This is a genomic window from Xanthomonas cannabis, assembly GCF_040616535.1.
In the GTDB taxonomy this organism is placed as follows: Bacteria; Pseudomonadota; Gammaproteobacteria; order Xanthomonadales; family Xanthomonadaceae; genus Xanthomonas; species Xanthomonas cannabis.
The window spans coordinates 3244962-3267835 of record NZ_CP136580.1; the positions used below are offsets into that span (position 1 = coordinate 3244962).

Sequence of the window (22874 nt, forward strand, 5' to 3'; positions counted from 1 at the left end):
CAGCTGCACGCAGCCACGCGCAACTGCAGCGACCCACACCATGACCGACTGCGCCCGCTGCCGCAGAGCGCAGTCGTGCAGCGGCCGCCTACCAGATGGCGACACGCGCCTTGTCACCGCGCACCATCGCGTCGCCCGGCTTGCACTGGAACGCTTGCGCAAACACCGGCATGTTCGACGGCGCACCGTTGGCACGGAAATTGGCCGGCGCGTGCGGGTCGGTGTTCAGACGCACACGCAATTCGCCATCGGTGAAGTTGCGACGCCACACGGTCGCCCAGTTCATGAAGAAACGCTGATCCTGCGAATAGCCGTCGATGTCCCGGTTGGCATCGGGCTGTTCCTTCAACGCCATTTGCAGGGCATCGTAGGCCACCGTCAGCCCGCCCAGGTCACCGATATTTTCACCCAGGGTCAGCTTGCCTTTGACATGCACGCCGGGGATGGCTTCATAGCCGTCGAACTGGGCCACCAGTTGATCGGTGCGCTGGGTGAACAGCTTGCGGTCCGCATCCGTCCACCAGCTGGCGAAGTTGCCCTTGGCATCGAACTGGCTGCCGGAGTCGTCGTAGCCGTGCATCATCTCGTGCCCGATCACCGCACCGATGCCGCCGTAATTGAGCGCCGGATCGGCCTTGGGATCGAAGAACGGCGGCTGCAGGATGGCGGCGGGAAACACGATCTCGTTGCGGGTGGCGTTGTAGTACGCATTCACCGTCTGCGGCGTCATGTGCCACTCGCGCTTGTCCACCGGCTTGCCGATCTTGTCGAGCATGTAGCGATAGTTGAACGCCTGCGCGGCCTGCATGTTGGCCAGGAAACCATCGCCGCGCGTCTGCAGCCCGGACCAGTCACGCCATTGATCCGGGTAACCGATCTTGGGCGTGAAACTGGCCCACTTCTCCAGCGCGCGCTGCTTGGTCTCGGCGCTCATCCAGTCGAGCTTTTCCAGGCGCGCCTTCAACGCGGCCGACAGGTTCTGCACCAGTTGCTGCATCTGCTCCTTCGACTCGGCGGAAAATGCAGACTGCACGTAGAGCTGGCCCAGCGCCTCGCCCATGGCCTCGTTGACCGCGTTCAAGGTGCGCTTCCAGCGCGGCAGCATGTCCTGCTGACCGCGCAGCGTCCTGGAATAGAAATCGAAGTTGGCCTGCTCGAACGGCTTGGCCAGGTACGGCGCCGCCTCGTCCACGCTGTGGAAGCGCAGATACGCCTTCCAGGTGTCCACCGGGGTGTCGGCGAGCATCGCATCGAGCTCGGCAAAGTACCCGGGCTGGCTGAGCGAAAAAGTGCCGGCCGGCACCTTGAGCGCGCTGAAGAACGCCTGCCAGTCGAAGTGCGGCGTCACCGCATTGGCGCCGGCCACATCGACCGGGTTGTAACGCTTGGCCGGGTCGCGCAGTTCGATCCGCGACAACGAGGCAGCGGCCAGCCGCGTCTCGAACGCCATGACCGCCTTGGCCTGGGTCGCCGCCTGCGCGGCCGGAATGCCGGACAGCTCCAGCACGCGTGCGATGTAGGCCACGTACTGTTCGCGGATCTTGGCTTGCGCCGGATCGGTGTAGTAGCCCTTCTCGGGCAGGCCCAGGCCGCCCTGCCCCGCATAGGCGATCATCTGCTCGGAATTCTTGTAGTCGGCATTGGCGCCGAACGAGAACATGAAGCCCTGGCCCTTGGCATAGCTGTCGCGCAGCCACGCGGCGATGGACGGCGCATCGGTCAGCGCATCGATCGCTTTCAACTGCGGTTGCAGCGGGGTGATGCCGGCAGTGTCGATGGCCGCCTCGTCCGACCCGGTGCGCCACAGGTCGGCGATCTTGGCGTCCACCGAACCGGCCGACAGATTGCCGCGCGCCAGCTGCTCCACCAACGCGTGCTGGATGGTCAGCGAGCGCTCGGCCAGCACTTCGAAGCTGCCCCAGCTGGTGCGATCGGATGGCACCGGGTTGGCCTTGAGCCACTTGGCGTTGACGAAGCCGTTGAGGTCCTGGCACGCGTTGATGGCACGATCCAGATCGCCGCTGCCGAACGCCACGATCGGCGCGTCGAGCTTGGACACATCGACCTTGGTCGGTGCAGCCTGCGGGGTGGTGGGCGCCCCCTTGGCAGTGTCGTCGGAGGCGCCGCATGCAGACAACGCGACCACGATGGCCACCGCAAGCGATAGCGGGGCGAACTTGCTCAACTTCATTGAATTCTCCAAGGCATGACCGCGCATGCGCGGTCGAAAAAAGTCGGCAGCCCGTCGGGAGCCTCCGGCGAATCGCAGCGCATCAGGCGCGCGCTCCTTCGTCAGTCGCTCTGCAACCGGCCACACCAGATCATTGCAGCGGCACCGCAACACCCTAACGTCCGTTGCCGCGCTTTATAGAAACGTCATTGCAACGACAGGCCGCTGGCGCGTCTGCCACTGACGCCGCGACCGTCTGCTTCACCCAACCCTGCATCCCGGCGCAACGCGCCGTCGCAGGCAGTTACCGACGCGCGTAGAACGGCGCCATCACCACGTACACCGGATACGCCAACACCATCAGCACCAGGGCGACCTCATGCCCGGACGCCGCATCGGCCCATGCTTCCATCTGCCGTACCGGTCCGAACAGACCCATCGCCAGCAACACCGCACCGAGCACGCAGATCAGCAAGGCCAGTGCCAGCCCGGGGCCGGAGATGCTGGCGCCGGTCAACACCGCAACTGCACCGCTTGCACCGGCCAACAACGTCCCCACGGTCACCAGATACGCGCGACAGTAAGTGGCAGTCATCTGCTGGGTTCTACGTTTGCCGGACATCATGTCTCGCCTGCACTAACGCGGCGCATGCGCGATTCACGCCCACGCACCGCTTCCATTCACCACGGCGCGCAGCCTCTTGCGGCGGCGTGCTACACACGACAAGCGCTGCGCGCAACGCATGCAGCGCTTCAACCGCCGGCAGCGATTACTTCGCCTTGCCCTGGTTGGCCACTGCTTCGGCCGCACGCTTGGCCGCTTCCGGGTCGCCCAGGTAGCGGAAGCTGCGCACCTGCAGGTTGTCGTCCAGCTCGAACAGCAGCGGGATGCCGGTGGGGATGTTGAGCTCCAGGATCTGCTCGTTGGAGACGTCGTTGAGGTACTTGTACAACGCGCGCAGCGAATTGCCGTGCGCGGTCACCAGCACGGTCTGCCCGGCCTTCAACTGCGGCGCAATCGCGTCGTGCCAGTACGGCAGCACGCGCACCAGCGTGGTTGCCAGCGACTCGGTCCCCGGCAACGCATTGCGGTCGAGCGTGGCGTAACGACGGTCGTGACACGGGTGGCCCGGGTCGGCGACGTCCATCGCCGGCGGCGGGATGTCGTAGGAACGGCGCCAGATCTTGACCTGCTCCTCGCCATGCTTGGCCGCGGTTTCGGCCTTGTCCAGGCCTTGCAGGCCACCGTAGTGGCGCTCGTTGAGGCGCCAGCTCTTGGACACCGGCAGCCAGTCCTGGTCGAGCTCCTTCAACGCGCCCTGCAGCGTGTGGATGGCGCGCTTGAGTACCGAGGTGTGGGCAACATCGAACTGCAGCCCTTCGTCCTTCATCAGCTTGCCGGCCGCCGTCGCTTCCTGGCGGCCCTGCTCGGTGAGTTCCACATCCACCCAGCCGGTGAAACGGTTGTCCAGGTTCCATTGGCTCTGGCCATGGCGCAGCAGTACGAGTTTGCGGGTCACTACGGTTCTCCGATTGGGGGCCGATCAGCCTGCGATTGTAGCGGCAGCGCGTGCATCGCAGGCGTGCACGAGATCGCCACGGCCCGCACGCGATGCTGTGGTCATGCACACCAACGATCCCGTCTTCGCCGGTTGGGACGGCAGCACGACCCAGGCGCGACAGTTGCAACAGCAACTGGCACAGCGCGTGGTGCTACAGGATGAGGTGAGCGCAACGCCGCAGCTGCTTGCAGGCTTCGACGTCGGGTTCGAAGACGACGGCCAGACGACGCGTGCGGCCGCGGTGTTGCTGGATGCGCACACGCTGCTGCCGCTGGAAACGCATGTCGCACGCGTGCCCACCTCGATGCCGTACGTGCCCGGCCTGCTCAGTTTTCGCGAACTGCCGGCATTGCTGCAGGCCCTGGCGCTGCTGTCGCGCACGCCGCACCTGGTCTTCATCGATGGCCAGGGCATTGCGCATCCACGCAAGCTCGGCATCGCGGCGCACTTCGGCGTGGTGACCGGCCTGCCCTGCATCGGCGTGGCCAAGCAACGCCTGGCCGGCAGCTTCAGCGAACCCGGCCCCGAACGCGGCGATCACAGCCCGATCCTGCTTGCCGGTGCACAGATCGGCTGGGCGCTGCGCAGCAAGCCGCGCTGCAACCCCTTGATCGTCTCGCCCGGCCATCGCGTCTCCATGCACGGCGCCCTCGACTGGACGATGCGCACCTTGCGCGCCTATCGCCTGCCCGAACCCACACGCCTGGCCGACCGCATCGCCTCGCGTCGTGGCGAGGTGGAGCTGCCTACGCAGACGCGCCTGCTATAGGGCACGCCTGATAGGTGATCATCACCTCGCGCGCGGCGCTTAGCGACATCACCTGCATACGGAACATTCCATCTTGGCCGATGCGCTGCACAGCGCCTGATGTGCATGCGACGCTTTGGCTCCCAGTCCGTCACGAGCCACCGCCATGACCACTCTGATCGCCCCACGCGTACATGACATCGGCGGGCTGGAAGTGCGCCGCGCCGTGCCCACCTTGCAGGCGCGCAGTGTGGGGCCGTTCGTCTTCGTCGACCACATGGGCCCGGCGGTGCTCGAACCGGAGCACGGCATCGATGTCCGCCCGCACCCGCATATCGGCCTGGCCACGGTCACCTTCCTGTGGGCCGGCGAGATCGGGCACCGCGACACGCTGGGCTCGGATCAGGTGATCCGCCCCGGCGACGTCAACTGGATGACCGCCGGTCGCGGCATCGCCCATTCCGAACGCACGCCCGGCCCCGAGCGTGCACGCCAGCACGCACTGCACGGCATGCAGACCTGGATCGCACTCCCGCGCTCGGCCGAAGAAACCGCGCCGGCCTTCCATCACCACGCCGCCGCCAGCCTGCCGCAGCAGCACCGCGATGGCGTCTGGTTGCGCGTGATCGCCGGGCGCGCCTATGGCGAGGAATCGCCGGTGCAGGTGTTCAGCGGCACGCTCAATGTGGCGCTGGACCTGGCACCGGACGCGGAGATCGACCTGGATGCCGGCCACGCCGAGCGTGCCCTGTACATCCTGGAAGGCGAGGCGCAGCTGGATGGCGCCGATATACCGGCGCGCCACCTGATCGTGCCCTCGCCCGGCGCCCGCGGCCGCCTGCGCGCCAGGACGCCGCTCAAGGCCATGCTGCTGGGCGGCGAGCCGCTGGATGGGCCGCGCCACCTGTGGTGGAACTTCGTGTCCAGCTCCAAGGAACGCATCGAGCAGGCCAAGGACGACTGGCAGGCCGGTCGCTTCGGCAGCATTCCCGGCGACGACAAGGAGTTCATTCCGCTGCCGGAAACCCCGGCCCCGAAGCCGGTTAATTACCCTTGAAACCGTGCGCAGCGAACGGTGCGCTTCGCCGCCGGTCACCAGGTCTCGCAATGGGAGTGCCCTGCCGCACAGGCCATGCCACACCAACACGCGACATGGCTTGAGCCAGCTCGCAAAACTGTGGTAGTGATGCAGGCGTAGGCGCACGTCGAGTGGACGGCATGCCCAGGCGGGGAGCCTGAGGCGATGCAGCGGCACGGGGTCGACGTCGCTCCGTCTCATCATCCACTGCCCGGGGAATCTTGCATGAAGTCTGCATCCTGCCTAGTCGGCCTGAGCCTACTGCTGGCCGCCGCGACCACCCACGCCCAGACCTCGCCGGTCTGCCCACCGCTGCCGCCCGCCTCGGGCCTGCAGTGGAACGAGCTGGCAGGTGCCGACTATCTGGTCTGCAAGGCAGTGACGGCCGACGGTCGCCAGGTGGTGGGCGTGATGCTCACCACCCGCGACCCGGCCATGACGCTGGCACGCGACCGCCGCGCCGAAAAGGGCCAGATTCAGCAGGAAGATTTCTACTGGTACAAGCTCGATCTGGGCGGCCGCGAGATGCCCGGCATGGAATCGCGCCGCGTCACCGTGGTGGAGCTGGGCAAGAAACGGTATGCGCAGCTGTGGATCGACGGCGCCAGCACCGAGGAACTCGCCTCGATGCAGTCGTTGGTGCAGTCGATGGATCTGCAGCCGGCCAGTCTTGCGTTGCAGCGCTGAGGCAGCGCGTCGCCGCATTGCTGGCTGTCGATACAGCAACCTTGCAGCGCGCCGGCTTGCCCGGCGCGCTGTAGGTCACATCAGGCGGCCTGCAGCAGCCGGCCTTGCCGCCACGAATCGCCCCAAGTGCCCCCATCTTCGCGCCAGCGTCATGCCGGCGCGAGCGAAAACCTACCCGCTGCAGCCCTGAACCAAGGCGCCGCGATTGGCGATCGGCATCAGCGTCGCGATCGCGCGTTCCATTCCGATCGCGTCACCGCCTCCCCGAGGCGACTGACAAGCGTTTGTCAGCCTGCCAGCGTCGTTGCTTTGTCACCCACGCTGGCCGCCTGCAGCTGGCTGTCGATGCGCACTTCGCCAGTCAGCAGGCGATGGATCGGGCACTTGTCCGCCACCTCCAGCAAGCGTGCGCGCTGGTCGTCATCCAGTGCACCGTCGAGCACGATCTCGCGGGTGATCGCCGTGCCGGCGGCACCGCGCTGGGTGTAATGCAGATGCACATGCACCGCCGTCAGCGGCCACTGCTTGCGTGTGGCCACCATCGACAGCGTGATCGCCGTGCAGGCACCCAGGGCGCCGAGCACCTGCGATTCCGGATCCGGCCCGGCATCGGCGCCGCCGTTGGCCGGCTGGGTATCGCCGAGCCAGCGGTGCTGGCCGTCGTGGATGGTGACGGTATATGGCACCGCAGTGGTGCCGACGCTGACCGGGCGATCACTCACGTCCCTCTCCTGCGCTGGATGAGGTGGCTGGGCTCAAAACCGGCCTTCCTGGAAATCGACGAACGCCTGCATCAATTCCTGCTTGGTGTTCATCACGAACGGCCCGTGCCGCATCACCGGCTCGTTGAGCGGACGCCCGGCCACCACGATCAGTTGCGCGCCCTGCGCCCCTGCGCGCAGCGTCAGCCGCTCGCCGCCGCCCAGCACCGCCAGTTCCTGCGCGGGCAAGGGGCGCGAGGCGTCGCCCTCGCCCACGACCACCGCGCCCTCGAACGCATACGCAAACGCGTTGTGCCCGCTGGGCAGCAGGTAATCCCACTCCACATTCGGCTCCAAGGCGATATCCAGATACACGGGACTGGTCGCAGGCTGCACGATTGGGCCGACGACATCGCCCACCGCTCCGGCTATCACCTTGACCGTGACGCCGGGCGCCGGGTGCGCCACCGGAATGTGGTCCGGCGCGTATTCCTGGTACCTGGGGTCGGTCATCTTGTCGCGCGCCGGCATGTTCACCCACAGCTGGAAGCCGCGCATGCGCCCGGATTCCTGTTCGGGCATTTCCGAATGGATCAGGCCGCGCCCGGCGGTCATCCACTGCACGCTGCCCGGGGTCAGCAGGCCTTCGTTGCCGTGGTTGTCCTTGTGCCGCATACGCCCGTCGAGCATGTAGGTCACCGTCTCGAAGCCGCGATGCGGGTGGCTGGGGAAGCCGCCGATGTAGTCCTCGGCCTTTTCGGTACCGAACTCGTCCAGCATCAGAAACGGGTCCAGCTCCGGCAGCTGCTGGGTGCCGATCACGCGGGTGAGCTTGACGCCGGCGCCGTCGGAGGTCGGTTGGCCGCGGATGGTGCGCAGCACATGCGCCGCGGTGGTGGTGGTAGTGCTCATGGCAGTGTCCCTGTGCAAGGTGTCGTGCGCCAATCATGGGTGCGCGGGATGCGGCGCCCAACCGCGGCCGTTGCAACCGATCGTTCCAAACGCCTGTCCCGCTGGCGCCGCCAGCGCCGCATGCAGGCAACTCTACGACCAAAGTTTTACCCCGCCGCTGACCCCTGCCATTGACCGCAGGCGGGCACGGGGGGACCCTTGAGTGAATCGTTCCTGAGGGATATGCATGAAAGGGTTCTCGAAGCTGGCCTGGGGCGCGCTGGCGCTGCTGGCCGCGTTCTGCCTGGGTACCGTGGCATTGCGGCGTGGCGAGCACATCAACGCGTTGTGGATCGTGGTGGCAGCGGTGTCGATCTATCTGATCGCCTACCGGTTCTACAGCTTGTTCATCGCCGACAAGGTGATGCAGCTGGACATCACCCGCGCCACCCCGGCGGTCGCCAACAACGACGGCCTGGATTACGTGCCCACCAACAAGCATGTGCTGTTCGGCCATCACTTCGCCGCCATTGCCGGCGCCGGGCCGTTGGTGGGCCCGGTGCTTGCCGCTCAGATGGGCTACCTGCCCGGGCTGCTGTGGCTGGTGGTGGGCGTGGTGTTTGCCGGTGCAGTGCAGGACTTCGTGGTGCTGTTCCTGTCCAGCCGCCGCAACGGGCGCTCGCTGGGCGATCTGGTGCGCGAAGAGATGGGCCAGGTGCCCGGCACCATCGCCTTGTTCGGCGCGTTCCTGATCATGATCATCATCCTGGCGGTGCTGGCGATGGTGGTGGTCAAGGCATTGGCCGAAAGCCCCTGGGGCATGTTCACCGTCATTGCGACGATGCCCATCGCGCTGATGATGGGCGTGTACATGCGCTACGTCCGCGTCGGCAAGATCGGCGAGATCTCGGTGGTGGGATTGATCCTGCTGCTGGGCGCGATCTGGCTGGGTGGCAAGGTCGCCGCCGACCCGACCTGGGGCCCTGCCTTCACCTTCACTGCCAAGCAGATCACCTGGATGCTGATCGGCTACGGCTTCGTCGCCTCGGTGCTGCCGGTGTGGCTGCTGCTGGCACCGCGCGACTACCTGTCCACCTTCCTCAAGATCGGCACCATCCTGGCCCTGGCCATCGGCATTCTTGTGGTGATGCCGGACCTCAAGATGCCGGCGCTGACCCAGTTCGCGTCCACTGGCGACGGCCCGGTGTGGAAGGGCGGCATCTTCCCGTTCCTGTTCATCACGATTGCCTGTGGTGCAGTGTCCGGCTTCCATGCCCTGATCGCCTCCGGCACCACGCCCAAGCTGCTCGCCAATGAAGGCCACATGCGCTACATCGGCTACGGCGGCATGTTGATGGAATCGTTCGTGGCCATCATGGCGCTGGTGGCCGCCTCGATCATCGAGCCCGGCATCTACTTCGCGATGAACAGCCCGGCCTCGCTGGTCGGCACCGACACGGTGGCGGTCGCGGCCAAGGTGTCCGAATGGGGCTTTGCGATCACTCCCGAAGTGCTGGAGGCCACCGCGCGCGATATCGGCGAGCACAGCATCCTGGCGCGTGCCGGCGGTGCACCCACGCTGGCCGTGGGCATCGCACAGATCCTGCACCAGTTGCTGCCAGGCGAAGACACCATGGCGTTCTGGTACCACTTCGCCATCCTGTTCGAAGCCTTGTTCATCCTGACCGCAGTGGATGCCGGCACGCGCGCTGGGCGCTTCATGCTGCAGGACCTGCTGGGCAACTTCATCCCGGCGCTGAAAAAGACCGAATCGTGGACCGCCAACATCATCGCCACCGCCGGGTGCGTGGCACTGTGGGGCTATCTGCTCTACACCGGGGTGATCGATCCGTTCGGCGGCATCCAGACCTTGTGGCCGTTGTTCGGCATCTCCAACCAGATGCTGGCCGGTATCGCGCTGATGCTGGGCACGGTGGTGCTGTTCAAGATGAAGCGCGACCGCTATGCCTGGGTCACCATCGTGCCGGCGCTGTGGCTGCTGCTGTGCACGACCTACGCGGGGTTGATCAAGATCTTCGATAGCAACCCGGCGCAGGGTTTCCTGGCGCAGGCGCACAAGTTCCAGGCCGCCATCGCCAGCAACACCATCACCGCACCGGCCAAAACGGTGCCACAGATGCAGCAGATCGTCACCAACGCCTACGTCAACACCGGGCTGACGGTGCTGTTCCTGTTCGTGGTGGCTTCGATCCTTGTGTACGCAATCAAGACGATCATCGCCGCACGCCGCAATCCGCAGCGGAGCGACCGTGAAACGCCGTACGTGGCCTTGCAGCCACACCAGATGGCGGATCTGTAATGGGGACCCAACTCGTTCTGGCCAGCCAATATCAGGTGCACCGCCGCATCTGGCGGCGCCTGATCCAGACCGCGCGCTTGTGCTGCGGCATTCCCGATTACGACAACTACGTGCGCCACATGCTGGAAAAACATCCGGACAAGCCGGTAATGGACTATCCCGCCTTCTTCCGCGAGCGGCAGGATGCACGCTACGGCGGCAAGAGCGGGTTTCGCTGTTGCTGATTGTTGATTGATCGATTCGCGATCGGTTGACCGGTCAAACAAGACGTTGAAAAGCAACAGGGCGCGATGCAAATCGCGCCCTGTTGCTTTGTTGGAGATGCGAGAGTGCCTGGTTTTTGGCGCGCTTGGGTCGCGCGGCAGGTCGGTTGCAGAGCGCTCTCGAAGCTGCGGCTTTGCTGCAGGGCCCGTGCCCGCCCACCATCGCGGAGCACACGGATTCACAGCGTGTCCTGCAAGCGGTGAGGGCACCGCGCCCTCGACGCTGTGACTTGGCTGCAGGGCCCTTGCCCGCCCACCATCGCAGGACACGCTGCAAGTACGTCCATGTAGCTCCGTGGCGGCATCCATGCCGCCAAGGGTCCCGCGACGGTGGGCGGGCAAGGACCAGTCGAGTTGGTCGGTGTGCATGGATTTCAACAGCAACTAGCAAGCTGCGACGCGGTGTCTTTGCTTTTCAACAAAACCACCGGCCAACTGTCTGGCGTGGTGTCCTCGCCGATTGCGGGACCGTGTGGCGGCATGGATGCCGCCACCGAGCCCCCATGGACGGGTTGACGGCGTGTCCCGCGAGCGGTGAGGGCGCCGCGCCCTCGACCAGATTTGAAGACAGCCAAGTGATCGCAATATGCACAGCGAAGGCGTCTCGACCTGATTGCTCAAGACGGACAAATCAGGCGCAAAGCGGATGATCTGTGCCCTGCTGCAGGGCCCTTGCCCGCCCACCATCGCAGGACACGCTGCAAGTACGTCCATGTAGCTCCGTGGCGGCATCCATGCCGCCAAGGGTCCCGCGACGGAGGGCGGGCAAGGACCAGTCGAGATGGTCGGTGTGCATGGATTTCAACAGCAACTAGCAAGCTGCGACGCGGTGCCTTTGCTTTTCAACAAAACCACCGGCCAACTGTCTGGCGTGGTGTCCTCGCCGATTGCGGGACCGTGTGGCGGCATGGATGCCGCCACCGAGCCCCCATGGACGGGTTGACGGCGTGTCCCGCGAGCGGTGAGGGCGCCGCGCCCTCGACCAGACGTGAAGACAGCCAAGTGATCGCAATACGCACAGTGCAGGAGTCTTGACCTGATTGCTCGATACCGGCAGATCAGGTACAGAGCAGCAGGTCAGCTGCAGAGTGCAACGTTGCGCGTTGCCTGCGCCCTACTCACCGGGCCTTTCACTCAACCGGCGCGCCTTTGCGCCAGCCGTGCGAACAACGCAGGCAAATGACGCATTTCGTCGAACACTTCAAGCACACCGAGGCGGCGCAGGGTGTCACCGTGGCCAGGCGGAATGTGGCTGGCACCGATAAACCCAAGTACCTGCATGCCTGCCGCCACGGCCGCCGTCGCGCCGGTGGGGCTGTCTTCGATCACCAGGCAGCGCTCCGGCGCCACCCCTGCCGTACGTGCTGCCAGCAGATAGACATCCGGTGCCGGCTTGGGCCGCTCCACCATGTCGGCACTGAACACGCGCCCCGCCGCACGCGCGGTCAGCCCGGCCCGTTCCACCGATGCGATCACGTTGTGGCGGCGGCTGTTGGACGCTACTGCCAACGGCAGCGGAATCTGTTCCAGCGCCTCGCGCACACCGGGTATGGGTTGCACCTCCGCCTGGATCAGTGCCTCGCTGCGCGCCTGGATCTGCGCCAGCAAGGTCTCCGGCAACTGCAGCGCAAAGCGTTCTTCCACGCGCCGCAATACCTCGCGCGTGGTTTGCCCGAAGGTGCTTTCCAGCAGATGTTCCAACGGCTCGGCCGGCACGAATGCTGCCAGCGCCTCGCGCATCACCCGGTCGGCCAGTATCTCGCTGTCGACAAGAACCCCATCGCAATCACTGATCAGTAGCTCGTAGACCATTGCACCCATCTGCTCGCAAAGCGCCATTATGCGGGCCGTGGCGTGACCGCCGGCTGTGGTGCCATGCACGTGCATGTGACGGCAGCAATCGCACGACTGCGAAAGAGGCAAACGTATGACCAAGCAGGCTGGACCACCCATGCACGGCCTCAGCCATGTCACGAAATCTTACCGCGCCCGATTTTTGCAGCTGGTAGGATCGGCCGCGCTGCAGCGGGACGTGCTGCGGCGCCACCAGGAATGCGATCAGGACAAGGAGATTTCGATGAAGACGCGATTCCCCACCCTGCTCGTTCTTGCGACCTCGTTTTTCGCGGTCTCATGCACCGCCTCACCCGGTGCCAAGGAGCAAACCACCATGTCAGCTACGCTGCAGGACCATACCGTCGCCTTCCGCGACCCAGCCCTGACCGACATCGCCAACGCCATCGCGCAGGGCGACGTCGCTCGTATCAAGGCACTCGCCCCCACCGTCGATCTGGCCGCACACGGCGATCAACAGGTGACCCTGCTGGAATGGGCGATCTGGAACGAACAACCGCGCGCACTGCAGGCCCTGCTCGACGCAGGCGCGGACCCATCGCTGCCGGGCATGGACCAGGAAACGGTCGTGCACATGGCTGCCATGGCCAAGGACCCGGACTATCTGAAGATTCTGCTGCAGCACAAGGCACCGATCGATGTGGTCAGTGCACGTGCCGGCTGGACGCCGCTGTTCCGTGCGGTGCAGAGCAAGCGCGATGCGCAGATCGGCCTGCTGCTGGACGCCGGCGCCGACGTCCAGCGCGTCGACCATACCGGCAATAGCCTGCTGCACCTGGCCGCCCAGAGCGGCGCCGCCAGCCCGGCCGTGCTGCAGCTGCTCAAGGCCGGCGTGGACCCCACGCTGCGCAATGCACAGCAGAAAACTTTCCAGGCATATTTTTTCACCACGCCGGATCGTTTGCTCAATGCCAGCGGCCAACAGGTCAGATCGGACGTGCGCGCGTGGTTGAGCGCCCACAACATTCCCGTGGAAAGCAGCCGCTAAGCGCGCTTTCCGTACGACGAACGCAAGGAGCCGCGCATGAGCCCGTCAGAACCCACATCTTCCACCGCTGCAACCACTCCCTTCGCAGAGTCGATGCGGGGTCAACAACCGCAGCCGCAAGACCGCCAGTTTCCGGAGCTGCTGCAAGATCTCTACAGCACCGCCAATCAGCGCCGCGAAGGCGGCGCCGAAACCTTCGCCCCGCTGGCCAATGGCTGGTCGCGCATGGACGACAGCGCGCTGCAGCAGGCCGGTATCGACCCGGCGCTGCTGCACGATGCCAAGAGCGGCTTCGATGCCGCGTTCTATCGCAACGATCAAGGCCAGGTCGTGCTCGGCTTTTGCGGCACCGACGAAGGCAAGGACTGGAAGCACAACATCGGCCAGGGCCTGGGCTTTGACGATGCGCAATATGCCTCGGCGATCCAGCTGGGCAGCCAGGCCAGGCAGGCATTCGGCGACCAGGTGGTCATCGCAGGGCATTCACTGGGCGGCGGACTGGCCGCGGCGTCGGCCATGGTCAACGACATTCCCGCAGTGACGTACAACGCCGCCGGCGTCAACGACCGCACGCTCGAACGCGCGGGCCTGGATGCGTCGGCAGCCAAGGATTACGCCAGCAGCGAATTGATCCGCGGCTACCACGTCAAGAACGAAATCCTGACCCACCTGCAGGAAGACAGCATTCCGCTGAAGTGGACGATGCCCGACGCGGCCGGCCACCAGATCGAGTTGCCGGAACCGGACCCGCTATCGTTCGGCCAGCGTCTGGTGCCCGGCTTGATGCTCAAGCATCGCCTGGATCTGCACGGCATGGACTCGGTGATCAAGGCGCAGGACATGCAGTCGCCCGACCAGGCGCGGGCCGCACCGCTGCAGCCCGGCAGTCAGTTGTTCAACGACGCGGTGGTGCAGCTGGATGGCCATCGCGACCGGCTGGGGCTGCGCGATGACACGGCGTTTATCAACACGGCCGCCAGTGTGGCTGCACGCGCAGGCAGCGACGGCCTGCAACGCATCGACCATCTGGTGCCCAACCGCAATGGCGATAGCCTGATCGCGGTGCAGGGGCGCATGGACGACCCGGCGCATTTGCGTAGCCATGTCCAGACCGCCTCGGCCGCACACGAACCCGCGCACGGCAATGTCAGTCAGCTGCAGCAGCAAAATCAGCAACATGCCCACCCGCCTGCGCAACAGCAGGAAGAACAGCGCCGCGTCATGCAGCAGTAATCCGCGCCCCGCCATACCGCAGGCGGCACACAGCCGCCTGCGGTGCAGACAACGGCAGTGGCATGCAGAGAGATCTCCATGCCGCATGCGCTGACCCTGCCACGCTAGGTCGGCCGGACCATCGGCCGATCACCGCTACCCTGCCCCGGCCATCGCTCGCAGCGTGATGCCGACCAGGTACGCCAGGTAAGTGCCGGTGGCGTAGCCCATCGTGCCCAGCAAGACGCCCACCGGCGCCAATGCGGGGTGGAAGGCAGCGGCCACCACCGGCGCCGAGGCCGGACCGCCGATGTTGGACTGCGAACCGATCGCAAAATAAAAGAATGGCACCCGCAGCCAGCGGCCCAGGCCCCACAGCAGTGCGATGTGGACGGCGATCCAGATCAGGCCGAGCAGGAACAGCCAGGGGCGATCCAGTAGCGCCAGCAGATCCATCTGCATGCCGATGCAGGCGATCAGGAAATACAGCAGCAGCGAACCGATCTTGGACGCACCGGCGCCCTCCAGGTTGCGTGCGCGGGTGAAGCTCAACGACAACCCCACACTGGTGGCCAGAACCACCACCCAGACAAAGGACGTGTCCAGACTGAACTGGCTGGCCCAGCTCAGCTGCGCCTTGCACCACGCCGCCAGCGGGTTGGCCAGCGCATGCGCCAGGCCGACCCCACCGAACGCCACCGCCACGATCACCATCAAGTCGGTCAGGCTGGGAATACGCGCATGCTCGGCCTGAAAGCGCGCCATGCGTTCCTGCAAGGCATCCAGCGCGCGGGTATCCGCCCCGCTGCGCGCATCGATGGTCCGGGCGCGCCCGGCCAGAAAGATCAGCGCCGCCATCCAGACATACCCGACACCGACATCGACCACCGCGAACTGGCCGAAGGTGGTGGCGTCCACGTTGAACACTTCCCGCATCGCCAGCATGTTGGCGCCCCCGCCGATCCAGCTGCCGGCCAGCGCCGCCATGCCTGCCCAGGTATCGCCTGCCACGGTGGCCGGGTGCAGCCAGCCCATGACCCAGAACGCCACCACTGCGCCCAGCATGATGCTCAGCGACGCCCCCAGATACATGGCGACCAGCTTGGGCCCCAGCCCCAGGATCGCGCGCAGGTCGATGCTCAGGGTGAGCAGGATCAACGCCGCCGGCAGCAACACGTCGCGGGCGATGGGGTTGTAGAGCCGCGTCGTGGCGCCGTCGATCAGGCCCACGGTGTTGTAGATGCCCGGTAGCAGATAGCACAGCAACAACGCCGGTACGACGGAATAAAACCGTCGCCACGGGCCCTGCTCGCGCGACGACGTCCAGAACACTGCGCCAAGCGTGGCGGCGATCAAACCAAAGACGACGATATCGTTTTGAATCAGGGCAGAAGCAGGCGCAGTCACCGCAGGCAGATATCCGGACAAGGGGCCGCCAATGCGGATCGAACCGGGAGCGGCCGACGACGACGAATCTAGCCGACCATGGCGGTCGCGCAAACCCTGTGGGTCAGATCGGGCGCATGACCGCGGTGATCAGCCGTGCGATTCCGGCGGTCATCGCGGCTGGTGCCCCATGGCGGCCAATGGCAGCGCCCGGATCCGCAACGACGTTGATCAGCACACCGGCGACGCCACCGCCGGCTCTGGCGGCAATCGCGGTGGCGACCCACTGCAACTGCCGCGGATGGCACCTGGCGAACAGGCCGGCAACGATGAGCGCTGCAGACCTACGGTTGGAAGCTCAGCCGTAACGTCGCACCAGGCGCTCGCCGTCGGCCGTATTCAGCACCACGCCGCTCGGCTGGCCGGTGGTCAGGCAATGCAGTTTGGCCATCAGTTCGGCGTTTTCCAGCGCGCCCTGCTCGCGCAGGTAGCGCAGCGGCGACCACTGCGGGCGGGTGACCCACCAACCGCCCTGCTCGGGATGAATGCGTACGACATAACGGGACTCGTCCATGTGGCCTCCGGCCGGTAGGTGCTGCGCTGGAACAGTGGTGCACTGCAGCGCATCAAGGCGCCCGGCACCGACATCGGGGACGTCGTACGGCTGCGATCACGCCAACATGCCCTTACTCAAGGGGCCGCGGGAGAGTGGCCGAGGGCCCCGCGTTTGGCATAGGCAGCATGCAGGTTTGGGAATGACGGCACTGTCAGGCGGACACTGGCACCCGGGTAGGAAAATTCTCACGTGACACCGGTGACGCCCGCCGCTACATTCCGCCAAAAGCAGTGAGGACATCGTCACAGCCCGTCACCAGGGCGCGGGCGATGCAGCAGGAGTTGCAGGGGCGCTTGGACACATCCTTGGGGAAGGGGTCGGCATGTATCTGCTCAGAAAATTCCAGTTTCCGGTCAAGACCGCGATGGTGCTGGGCTATGTCCTGGTGATCAGGGAAGCGTTGGTGCTGTGGTCCTGAGGCGGCGACGACCATCGGCCCGGTGCGTCGCAGGCTGACCGATCGCGCCAGGCGATACCCGTCATCGCGTCTCACTCCCGGTCGATCCAACCCCGTTGCTGTGCGGCGACCAGATCGACCGGGGTGTCCACATCCAGCGCCAGCGCCGGGGCGCTGACGCAGCCAAGCGCTTGCGCATCCAGACCCGCAAACAGGCCACGCAAGCCGGTGTCGGCCTGCAGTGGCACATCGGCCCAGGCCGCGTGGGTCACCACCGCGGGAATGCCGCGCACGCCGGCGTAGCCACTGGTGGCGCAGCCCGAGGTCGCTCGGTCGGCCTCTTCCAGCAGCGCGCGCAGGTGCGGTGCGTCCAGCGCCGGTTGATCGCACCCCAGAATCAGGCTGCGGCGCACGTCGGGGTCGCCCTGCACATGCTGGCGCAGCGCCGCCAGGCTGGAACCCATGCCGGCGGCCCACCCGGCGTGCACCAGCACGTCCACCTCCAGCCCCTGCAGCACGTCGGCAAGTGCTTCCGCATCCGCACCCAACACCACCACGCAGCGGCGCGGCGCGGTCTGCAGCGCGATGCGTACGGCGCGACGCAGCAGCGGTTCGCCATCGCGCCGCAGCAACTGCTTGGATCGTCCCAGCCGGCTGCCAGCCCCGGCCGCCAATACCAATGCGGCGTGATCGCCACTCATCGGCTCACGCTCGGTGTTGCGCACGACCCGCGAGATGGACGTGCTTGCACCTGGGTGATCGACGCGGCGGCGCGTGCGCATGCGCGGGAGGGATGGGCATGCGGCGGCTGGGACGGTACGGCATCGACCCTGTTGCGCAATGCGTCGTCATAACGAGGAGCTGGTGACATGGCGACGTCGTACGGAGTGGAGACGACCCCAGCGTAGAAGCCGGACCGTGCGTGCGAAGTGACTGCGTGCTGTGCGCGCGCTGTTTGCTGCGGCATTGGCCGCGTCGATTGCCCCACGCATCGACGCAGCTCGTGCCTGGCTGATCGAACGCGCGTGGCGTTCAGGCGATCGCCGGTGATGGGATCGAGGAGCGCTCATCCGCCAGGTGCAGGATCTGCAATAGGGGGACATGTGATCCATGGATCGTGCACAACCACGGTTGCCGCCAGGCCAGGTCGCCCGACGCGTCGAAGCGCAACAAGTTACCCCGCCACCACACCCGCCCGCACATCCGCCACCGCCTGTGTTGCCTCGGCGATGATGCCCAGCGCAATGGTGTGCGGCGAGGAGCGACCCATGCGCCAGCCAGCAGGCAGGCGCAGGCGTGCCAGCGCCGCATCGTCGTGCCCAAGTGCGCGCAATGCCTGCAGACGCTGTTCGCGTTTATGTCGACTGCCCAGGATGCCGATGCACGCCACCTCCGATGCCAGACCACGGCTGGCCACCTGCACATCGATCGCGCTGTCGTGCGCAAGGCTGTACAAGGCAGTGCTTGCGTCCAGCTGGACGTCGTTCAAGGCATCGCCGAGCGCGCGGCGGTCGTAGTGCTCGGTCGCCAGGCCGGGGGGCGGCTCGCCCGGGCCGTGCGGTCGCAGCACACGCAGCTCGATGCCCATCTGGCTGGCCAGTGTTATCAACACCAGCAACGCCGGATCCGCACCGACCACCACCAGCCGCAACGGTGGGCGATGCACGCGCACGAACTCGCCGGGACGTACCTCGTGCGCAGTGGCGGGATAGCGCACTGCCCCACTGGTGCGATCCAGCGCGACATGGAATGCCCGACGATGCTGGCGCGCGTTGCGCCAGCGCGCCAGATGCTCGGCAAGATCGGGCACCGGCCAGACCAGTACACCGATACGGCCACCGCAGCTGAGCTGGATGTCCAGCACCTCACTGCCCTCGCCATAATCCAGCCAGCGTGGCTGCCCGTCGCGCAGGGCCGCCATCGCCTCGTGCGCCACTGCCGCCTCCACGCATCCACCCGACACATACCCGGCAACCCGGCCATCGGCACCGATCGCCATCTCGCTGCCCAGCGGGCGCGGCGAGGAGCCTTGCACGTCGATCAGCGTGGCGATCGCCACGCGCTGCCCGGCGCGATGCCAGGCGGTTAACACCGGCAAAAGATCGTCGTGCAGTGCATAGCCCGGCCACGCCGGCCACGCCGATTCGGCCGGCGTGACATGCGTGACCGGAGCGACGACTGCGCTCACGCGCGCAGCAACGCAGGCAGATGCGGCAGCAACTTTTCCAGCGTGACCGGGTAATCACGCACCCGCACGCCGGTGGCGTTGTAGATCGCGTTGGCGATCGCCGCTGCCACGCCGCAGATCCCCAGCTCGCCCACGCCCTTGGCCTTCATGGGTGACGACATCGGGTCGCTCTCTTCCAGGAACACCACGTCCTGATGCGGGATGTCCGCATGCACCGGGACTTCATAGCCGGCCAGGTCGTGGTTGACGAAGAAGCCGAAGCGCTTGTCCACCGCCAGTTCTTCCATCAATGCCGCACCCGCGCCCATGGTCATGCCGCCGATCACCTGGCTGCGCGCAGACTTGGGGTTGAGGATGCGTCCGGCTGCGCATACCGCGAGCATGCGCCGGATGCGCACTTCGGCGGTGGCGACATCCACGCCCACCTCGACAAAGTGCGCGCCGAAGGTCGACAGCTGCTGCTGCTTGGCCAGGTCGCCGAACTCGATCTTGTCCTCCACCACCAACGCACCGTTGGCAGCAGCATCGCCAAGCGCGATGCGCTTGCCGCCGGCACGCACGTGGCCATCGGCAAACTCGGCCTTGGCCGGGTCCAGGCCCAGTCGCGTGGCGATGGCCTCGCGCAGCTTGACGGCGGCCGCATAGACGCCGGCGGTGGAACTGTTTGCGCCCCACTGGCCGCCGGAACCGGCCGATGCCGGGAAGCTGGAATCGCCCAGGCGCACGTCCACCCAGTTCAGCGGCACGCCGAGCATTTCGGCGGCGGTCTGCGCAATGATGGTGTAGGAGCCTGTACCGATATCGGTCATGTCGGTTTCCACCACCACGCGGCCGCCCTGCTCCAGCCGCATGCGCGCGCCCGAGGTCATGACCGGCGCGTTGCGAAACGCCGCGGCAACGCCCATGCCGACCAACCAGCGCCCGTCACGGGTAGCAGCCGGTTTGGCCTTGCGCCTTGACCAATCGAACCGCTTGGCACCGTCCTCCAGGCACTTCACCAGCTGCCGCTGCGAGAACGGGCGCTGCGGATTTTCCGGGTCTACCTGGGTGTCGTTGACGACGCGGAAGGTAACCGGATCCATCTCCAGCTTCTCGGCCATTTCATCCATGGCAATTTCCAGCGCCATCAGGCCTGGCGCCTCACCAGGGGCGCGCATCGCGTTGCCTTCGGGTAGGTCGAGCACCGCCAGCCGGGTCGTGATCAGGCGATTGGCACCTGCGTACAGCAGCTGCGTCTGTGCGGCGGCGATTTCCGGCTCGCCATCGGGCAGATCGCCAGACCAGCTGTCGTGGCCGATTGCCGTGATCTTGCCGTTGCGCTCGGCGCCGATGCGGATGCGCTGCACCGTGGCCGGGCGATGGGTCGTGTTGTTGGCGATCAACGGCCGCGGCAGCATCACCTTGACCGGGCGGCCGACCTCGCGTGCCGCCAGCGATGCCAGCAATGCGTCGGCGCGCAGGAACAACTTGCCGCCAAACCCGCCGCCGACATAAGGCGACATGATGCGCACGTTTTCCCGCGGGATACCAAGCGTGGTGGCCAGATCGCCAGCGCCCCAGTTGATCATCTGGTTGGAGGTCCACACGCTGAGCTTGTCGCCTTCCCACATCGCGATCGAGGCGTGCGGTTCCATCATCGCGTGCGAGTGGTCCGGCGTGGTGTATTCGGCATCCAGTTGCACCGGCGCAGCGGCGAACGCGCCGTTGAAGTCGCCGACATCGCTGTTCGGCGCGCCGCCGGCCTTGGTGACCTTTGCGCTGTCGCGTGCCTTGTCCAGATCGTACACACCGACATGGCGGCCGTAGTCCACCTTGATCAGCTGGCCGGCGGCGCGTGCCTGCTCGAAGGTTCCCGCCACCACCACTGCAATCGCCTGGTGGTAGTGCTGAATCTCCGGCCCGCCCAGCAGCTTGGCCGTGTTGCGCTTGCCCTTCTGCAGCTTGCCGGCGTTCTGCGCGGTGATGATGCCAAGCACGCCCGGCGCCGTGCGTGCAGCGCTCAGATCGATGCTGCGGATGGTGCCCTTGGCAATTCCGGCGCCCACCACGTGCCCGTAGGCGACATGTCCGGGCAGGTCGTGGTGCTCGTACGCATACGGCGCCTGGCCGGTGGTCTTGAGCGGCCCGTCGATGCGGTCGACGGGCTTGCCGACGAGCTTGAGTTGATCGATGGGGTTGGTACCGGCGGGAGTGTCAAATTTCATATCAGGCCCTCGTGTCGGCCAGGATCGCGGTCAGGGTGCGCTCGACCAGCGGCACCTTGAAGGCGTTGTGTTCGGTGGGCTGTGCGCCGTCCAGCAGCACAGCGGCGATGGCACGTGCGCCCTGCCGCGACTGCGCCTCGGCCGCTTCGCTGCGCCAGGGTTTGTGCGCCACGCCGCCCACGCCAACGCGGGCGCTGCCGTCGCGCTGCACGACAGCGGCCACCGAAACCAGCGCGAATGCATACGAGGCGCGGTCACGCACCTTGCGATATACATGCGTTCCACCCAGCGGCTTGGGCAGGGTCACCGCGGTGATCAGTTCGCCGCGCTCCAGGACGGTTTCCAGATGCGGTGTGGTGCCCGGGGCGCGATAGAAATCGGCCAGCGGCAGCGCGCGCGTCTGTCCATCCGGACGGACCGTCTCCACCACCGCGTCCAGCACGCGCATGGCAATGGCCATGTCGCTGGGATGGGTGGCGATGCAGGCCTCGCTGGCACCGATCACGGCCAACTGCCGGTTGAAGCCGCCGATGGCCGCGCACCCGCTGCCAGGCAGCCGCTTGTTGCACGGTTGATTGGTGTCGTAGAAATACGGGCAGCGCGTGCGCTGCAACAGGTTGCCGGCCGTGGTGGCGCGATTGCGCAACTGGCCCGACGCGCCCGCAAGCAACGCACGCGACAACACCGCGTAATCGCGGCGCACACGTGCATCGGCAGCCAGGTCGGTATTGCGCACCAGGGCCCCGATGCGCAAGCCGCCATCGGGCGTGGCCTCGATGGTGTCCAGGCTCAAGCCGTTGACATCGATCAGATGCGACGGGGTTTCGATCTGCAGCTTCATCAGATCCAGCAGGTTGGTGCCGCCGGCGATGAACTTCGCACCAGGCTGCCGCGCCGCCTTGGCGGCCGCATCCGCAGGCGAGGTGGCGCGCTCGTAACTGAAAGCCTTCATGCGCGGTCTCCTGCGACATCGTTGATCGCATCGACGATGTTGGAATACGCACCGCAGCGGCAGATGTTGCCGCTCATGCGTTCCTGCAGTTCCGGCGTGGTCAGCCGGGTCCTGGCGGTGAGGTCTTCAGTGACATGGCTGGGGATGCCGCGCTTCACTTCGTCGAGCACGGCCACTGCCGAGCAGATCTGGCCGGGCGTGCAATAGCCGCATTGGTAGCCGTCGTGCTTGACGAAGGCCGCCTGCATCGGATGCAGCTTGTCCGGTGTACCCAGGCCTTCGATGGTGGTGACCTTGGCGCCCTGATGCATCACCGCCAGCGACAGGCAGGAATTCATGCGCTGCCCATCGACGATGACCGTGCACGCGCCACATTGGCCGTGATCGCAGCCTTTCTTGGTGCCGGTCAGCTGCAGATGCTCACGCAGTGCGTCCAGCAACGTGGTGCGGTTATCCAGGGTCAGCGTCACCGGCTTGCCGTTGACCTCGAAGGCAACCTGACTGGAGGCGTTGGCCGGCTCGACTGCCTGCCGCTGCGACATGGCAGTGGCGGCAGTGGCGGCCATCGATTGGGTTGCGGCAACGCTGGCTGCCGACGCCGTGCCAGCGATCAGTACCCCGCGACGGGTCATCTTGATATCTCTCATGGCTGGCATC

At 66.1% G+C, this 22874-nt stretch carries 20 protein-coding genes; 7 read left to right on the forward strand and 13 right to left on the reverse strand.

The window, feature by feature from the left end; translation table 11 throughout:
• Positions 1-88: 88 nt before the first annotated feature.
• From RZV17_RS13810 to gpmA, 3 genes are all read right to left on the reverse strand, one after another.
• Positions 89-2191, reverse strand: a complete 2103-nt coding sequence (locus RZV17_RS13810; RefSeq protein WP_355604253.1) for a M13-type metalloendopeptidase — start codon at positions 2189-2191, stop codon at positions 89-91.
• A gap of 283 nt (positions 2192-2474) precedes the next feature.
• The gene (locus RZV17_RS13815; RefSeq protein ID WP_355604256.1) at positions 2475-2792 is read right to left on the reverse strand and encodes a hypothetical protein; all 318 of its coding nucleotides are present in this window, start codon (positions 2790-2792) and stop codon (positions 2475-2477) included.
• Positions 2793-2940: 148 nt separating this feature from the next.
• Entirely contained in the window at positions 2941-3690 is a 750-nt protein-coding gene (gene gpmA, locus RZV17_RS13820) for a 2,3-diphosphoglycerate-dependent phosphoglycerate mutase (protein ID WP_047697473.1), read from the reverse strand.
• 103 nt (positions 3691-3793) lie between these two features.
• Here gpmA and nfi point away from each other — a divergent pair, with 103 nt between their 5' ends.
• The 3 genes from nfi to RZV17_RS13835 all read left to right on the forward strand — a co-directional run bounded on the left by nfi (position 3794) and on the right by RZV17_RS13835 (position 6245).
• Positions 3794-4501 (forward strand): deoxyribonuclease V, encoded by a 708-nt coding sequence (nfi, locus tag RZV17_RS13825; RefSeq protein WP_355604259.1) that lies wholly within the window; start codon positions 3794-3796, stop codon positions 4499-4501.
• A gap of 145 nt (positions 4502-4646) precedes the next feature.
• The gene (locus RZV17_RS13830) at positions 4647-5537 is read left to right on the forward strand and encodes a pirin family protein (protein WP_355604261.1); all 891 of its coding nucleotides are present in this window, start codon (positions 4647-4649) and stop codon (positions 5535-5537) included.
• Positions 5538-5783: 246 nt separating this feature from the next.
• Positions 5784-6245 carry a hypothetical protein gene (locus RZV17_RS13835; protein WP_184555383.1) on the forward strand — a complete coding sequence of 154 codons (462 nt, stop codon included), beginning with the start codon at positions 5784-5786 and terminating at the stop codon, positions 6243-6245.
• 287 nt (positions 6246-6532) lie between these two features.
• Here the strand turns inward: RZV17_RS13835 and RZV17_RS13840 are convergent, their stop codons facing one another.
• Together RZV17_RS13840 and RZV17_RS13845 are read right to left on the reverse strand one after the other, a co-directional pair.
• A complete protein-coding gene (locus RZV17_RS13840; protein ID WP_166743037.1) occupies positions 6533-6967 on the reverse strand; it encodes an OsmC family protein in 435 nt (144 codons plus the stop codon).
• Between the two features lie 33 nt (positions 6968-7000).
• Positions 7001-7858 carry a pirin family protein gene (locus tag RZV17_RS13845; protein WP_355604266.1) on the reverse strand — a complete coding sequence of 286 codons (858 nt, stop codon included), beginning with the start codon at positions 7856-7858 and terminating at the stop codon, positions 7001-7003.
• A gap of 226 nt (positions 7859-8084) precedes the next feature.
• On the opposite strand from RZV17_RS13845, the gene RZV17_RS13850 reads away from it, so the two are divergent.
• Complete coding sequence (locus RZV17_RS13850) at positions 8085-10157, forward strand: carbon starvation CstA family protein (RefSeq protein WP_355604269.1); 2073 nt, start codon at positions 8085-8087, stop codon at positions 10155-10157.
• A complete protein-coding gene (locus tag RZV17_RS13855; RefSeq protein ID WP_005926176.1) occupies positions 10157-10381 on the forward strand; it encodes a YbdD/YjiX family protein in 225 nt (74 codons plus the stop codon). Before RZV17_RS13850 ends, RZV17_RS13855 begins: the two co-directional genes overlap by 1 nt.
• A 1173-nt stretch (positions 10382-11554) precedes the next feature.
• On the opposite strand, the gene RZV17_RS13860 is transcribed toward RZV17_RS13855, so the two are convergent.
• Complete coding sequence (locus RZV17_RS13860) at positions 11555-12259, reverse strand: HAD family hydrolase (RefSeq protein ID WP_355604272.1); 705 nt, start codon at positions 12257-12259, stop codon at positions 11555-11557.
• A 193-nt stretch (positions 12260-12452) separates the two neighbouring features.
• On the opposite strand from RZV17_RS13860, the gene RZV17_RS13865 reads away from it, so the two are divergent.
• Positions 12453-13262 (forward strand): ankyrin repeat domain-containing protein, encoded by an 810-nt coding sequence (locus RZV17_RS13865; RefSeq protein ID WP_199680038.1) that lies wholly within the window; start codon positions 12453-12455, stop codon positions 13260-13262.
• A gap of 36 nt (positions 13263-13298) precedes the next feature.
• Positions 13299-14495 carry an XVIPCD domain-containing protein gene (locus tag RZV17_RS13870; RefSeq protein WP_355604276.1) on the forward strand — a complete coding sequence of 399 codons (1197 nt, stop codon included), beginning with the start codon at positions 13299-13301 and terminating at the stop codon, positions 14493-14495.
• A 135-nt stretch (positions 14496-14630) separates the two neighbouring features.
• On the opposite strand, the gene RZV17_RS13875 is transcribed toward RZV17_RS13870, so the two are convergent.
• The 7 genes from RZV17_RS13875 to paoA all read right to left on the reverse strand — a co-directional run bounded on the left by RZV17_RS13875 (position 14631) and on the right by paoA (position 22864).
• Entirely contained in the window at positions 14631-15881 is a 1251-nt protein-coding gene (locus tag RZV17_RS13875; RefSeq protein ID WP_355609385.1) for a DUF819 family protein, read from the reverse strand.
• A gap of 337 nt (positions 15882-16218) precedes the next feature.
• Positions 16219-16434: a hypothetical protein gene (locus RZV17_RS13880; RefSeq protein WP_039414022.1), complete on the reverse strand. Its 216-nt coding sequence runs from the start codon at positions 16432-16434 to the stop codon at positions 16219-16221.
• Positions 16435-16965: 531 nt separating this feature from the next.
• On the reverse strand, positions 16966-17574 hold the full coding sequence (locus tag RZV17_RS13885; RefSeq protein ID WP_166749019.1) for a nucleotidyltransferase family protein: 609 nt from the start codon (positions 17572-17574) through the stop codon (positions 16966-16968).
• A gap of 473 nt (positions 17575-18047) precedes the next feature.
• Positions 18048-19061, reverse strand: a complete 1014-nt coding sequence (locus RZV17_RS13890) for an XdhC family protein (RefSeq protein ID WP_355604281.1) — start codon at positions 19059-19061, stop codon at positions 18048-18050.
• A complete protein-coding gene (gene paoC / locus RZV17_RS13895) occupies positions 19058-21265 on the reverse strand; it encodes an aldehyde oxidoreductase molybdenum-binding subunit PaoC (RefSeq protein WP_355604284.1) in 2208 nt (735 codons plus the stop codon). Before paoC ends, RZV17_RS13890 begins: the two co-directional genes overlap by 4 nt.
• A 1-nt stretch (position 21266) precedes the next feature.
• The gene (locus RZV17_RS13900; protein ID WP_349776117.1) at positions 21267-22217 is read right to left on the reverse strand and encodes a xanthine dehydrogenase family protein subunit M; all 951 of its coding nucleotides are present in this window, start codon (positions 22215-22217) and stop codon (positions 21267-21269) included.
• Entirely contained in the window at positions 22214-22864 is a 651-nt protein-coding gene (gene paoA / locus RZV17_RS13905; RefSeq protein WP_355604288.1) for an aldehyde dehydrogenase iron-sulfur subunit PaoA, read from the reverse strand. The genes RZV17_RS13900 and paoA overlap by 4 nt, the downstream gene beginning before the upstream one ends.
• Positions 22865-22874: the final 10 nt, after the last annotated feature.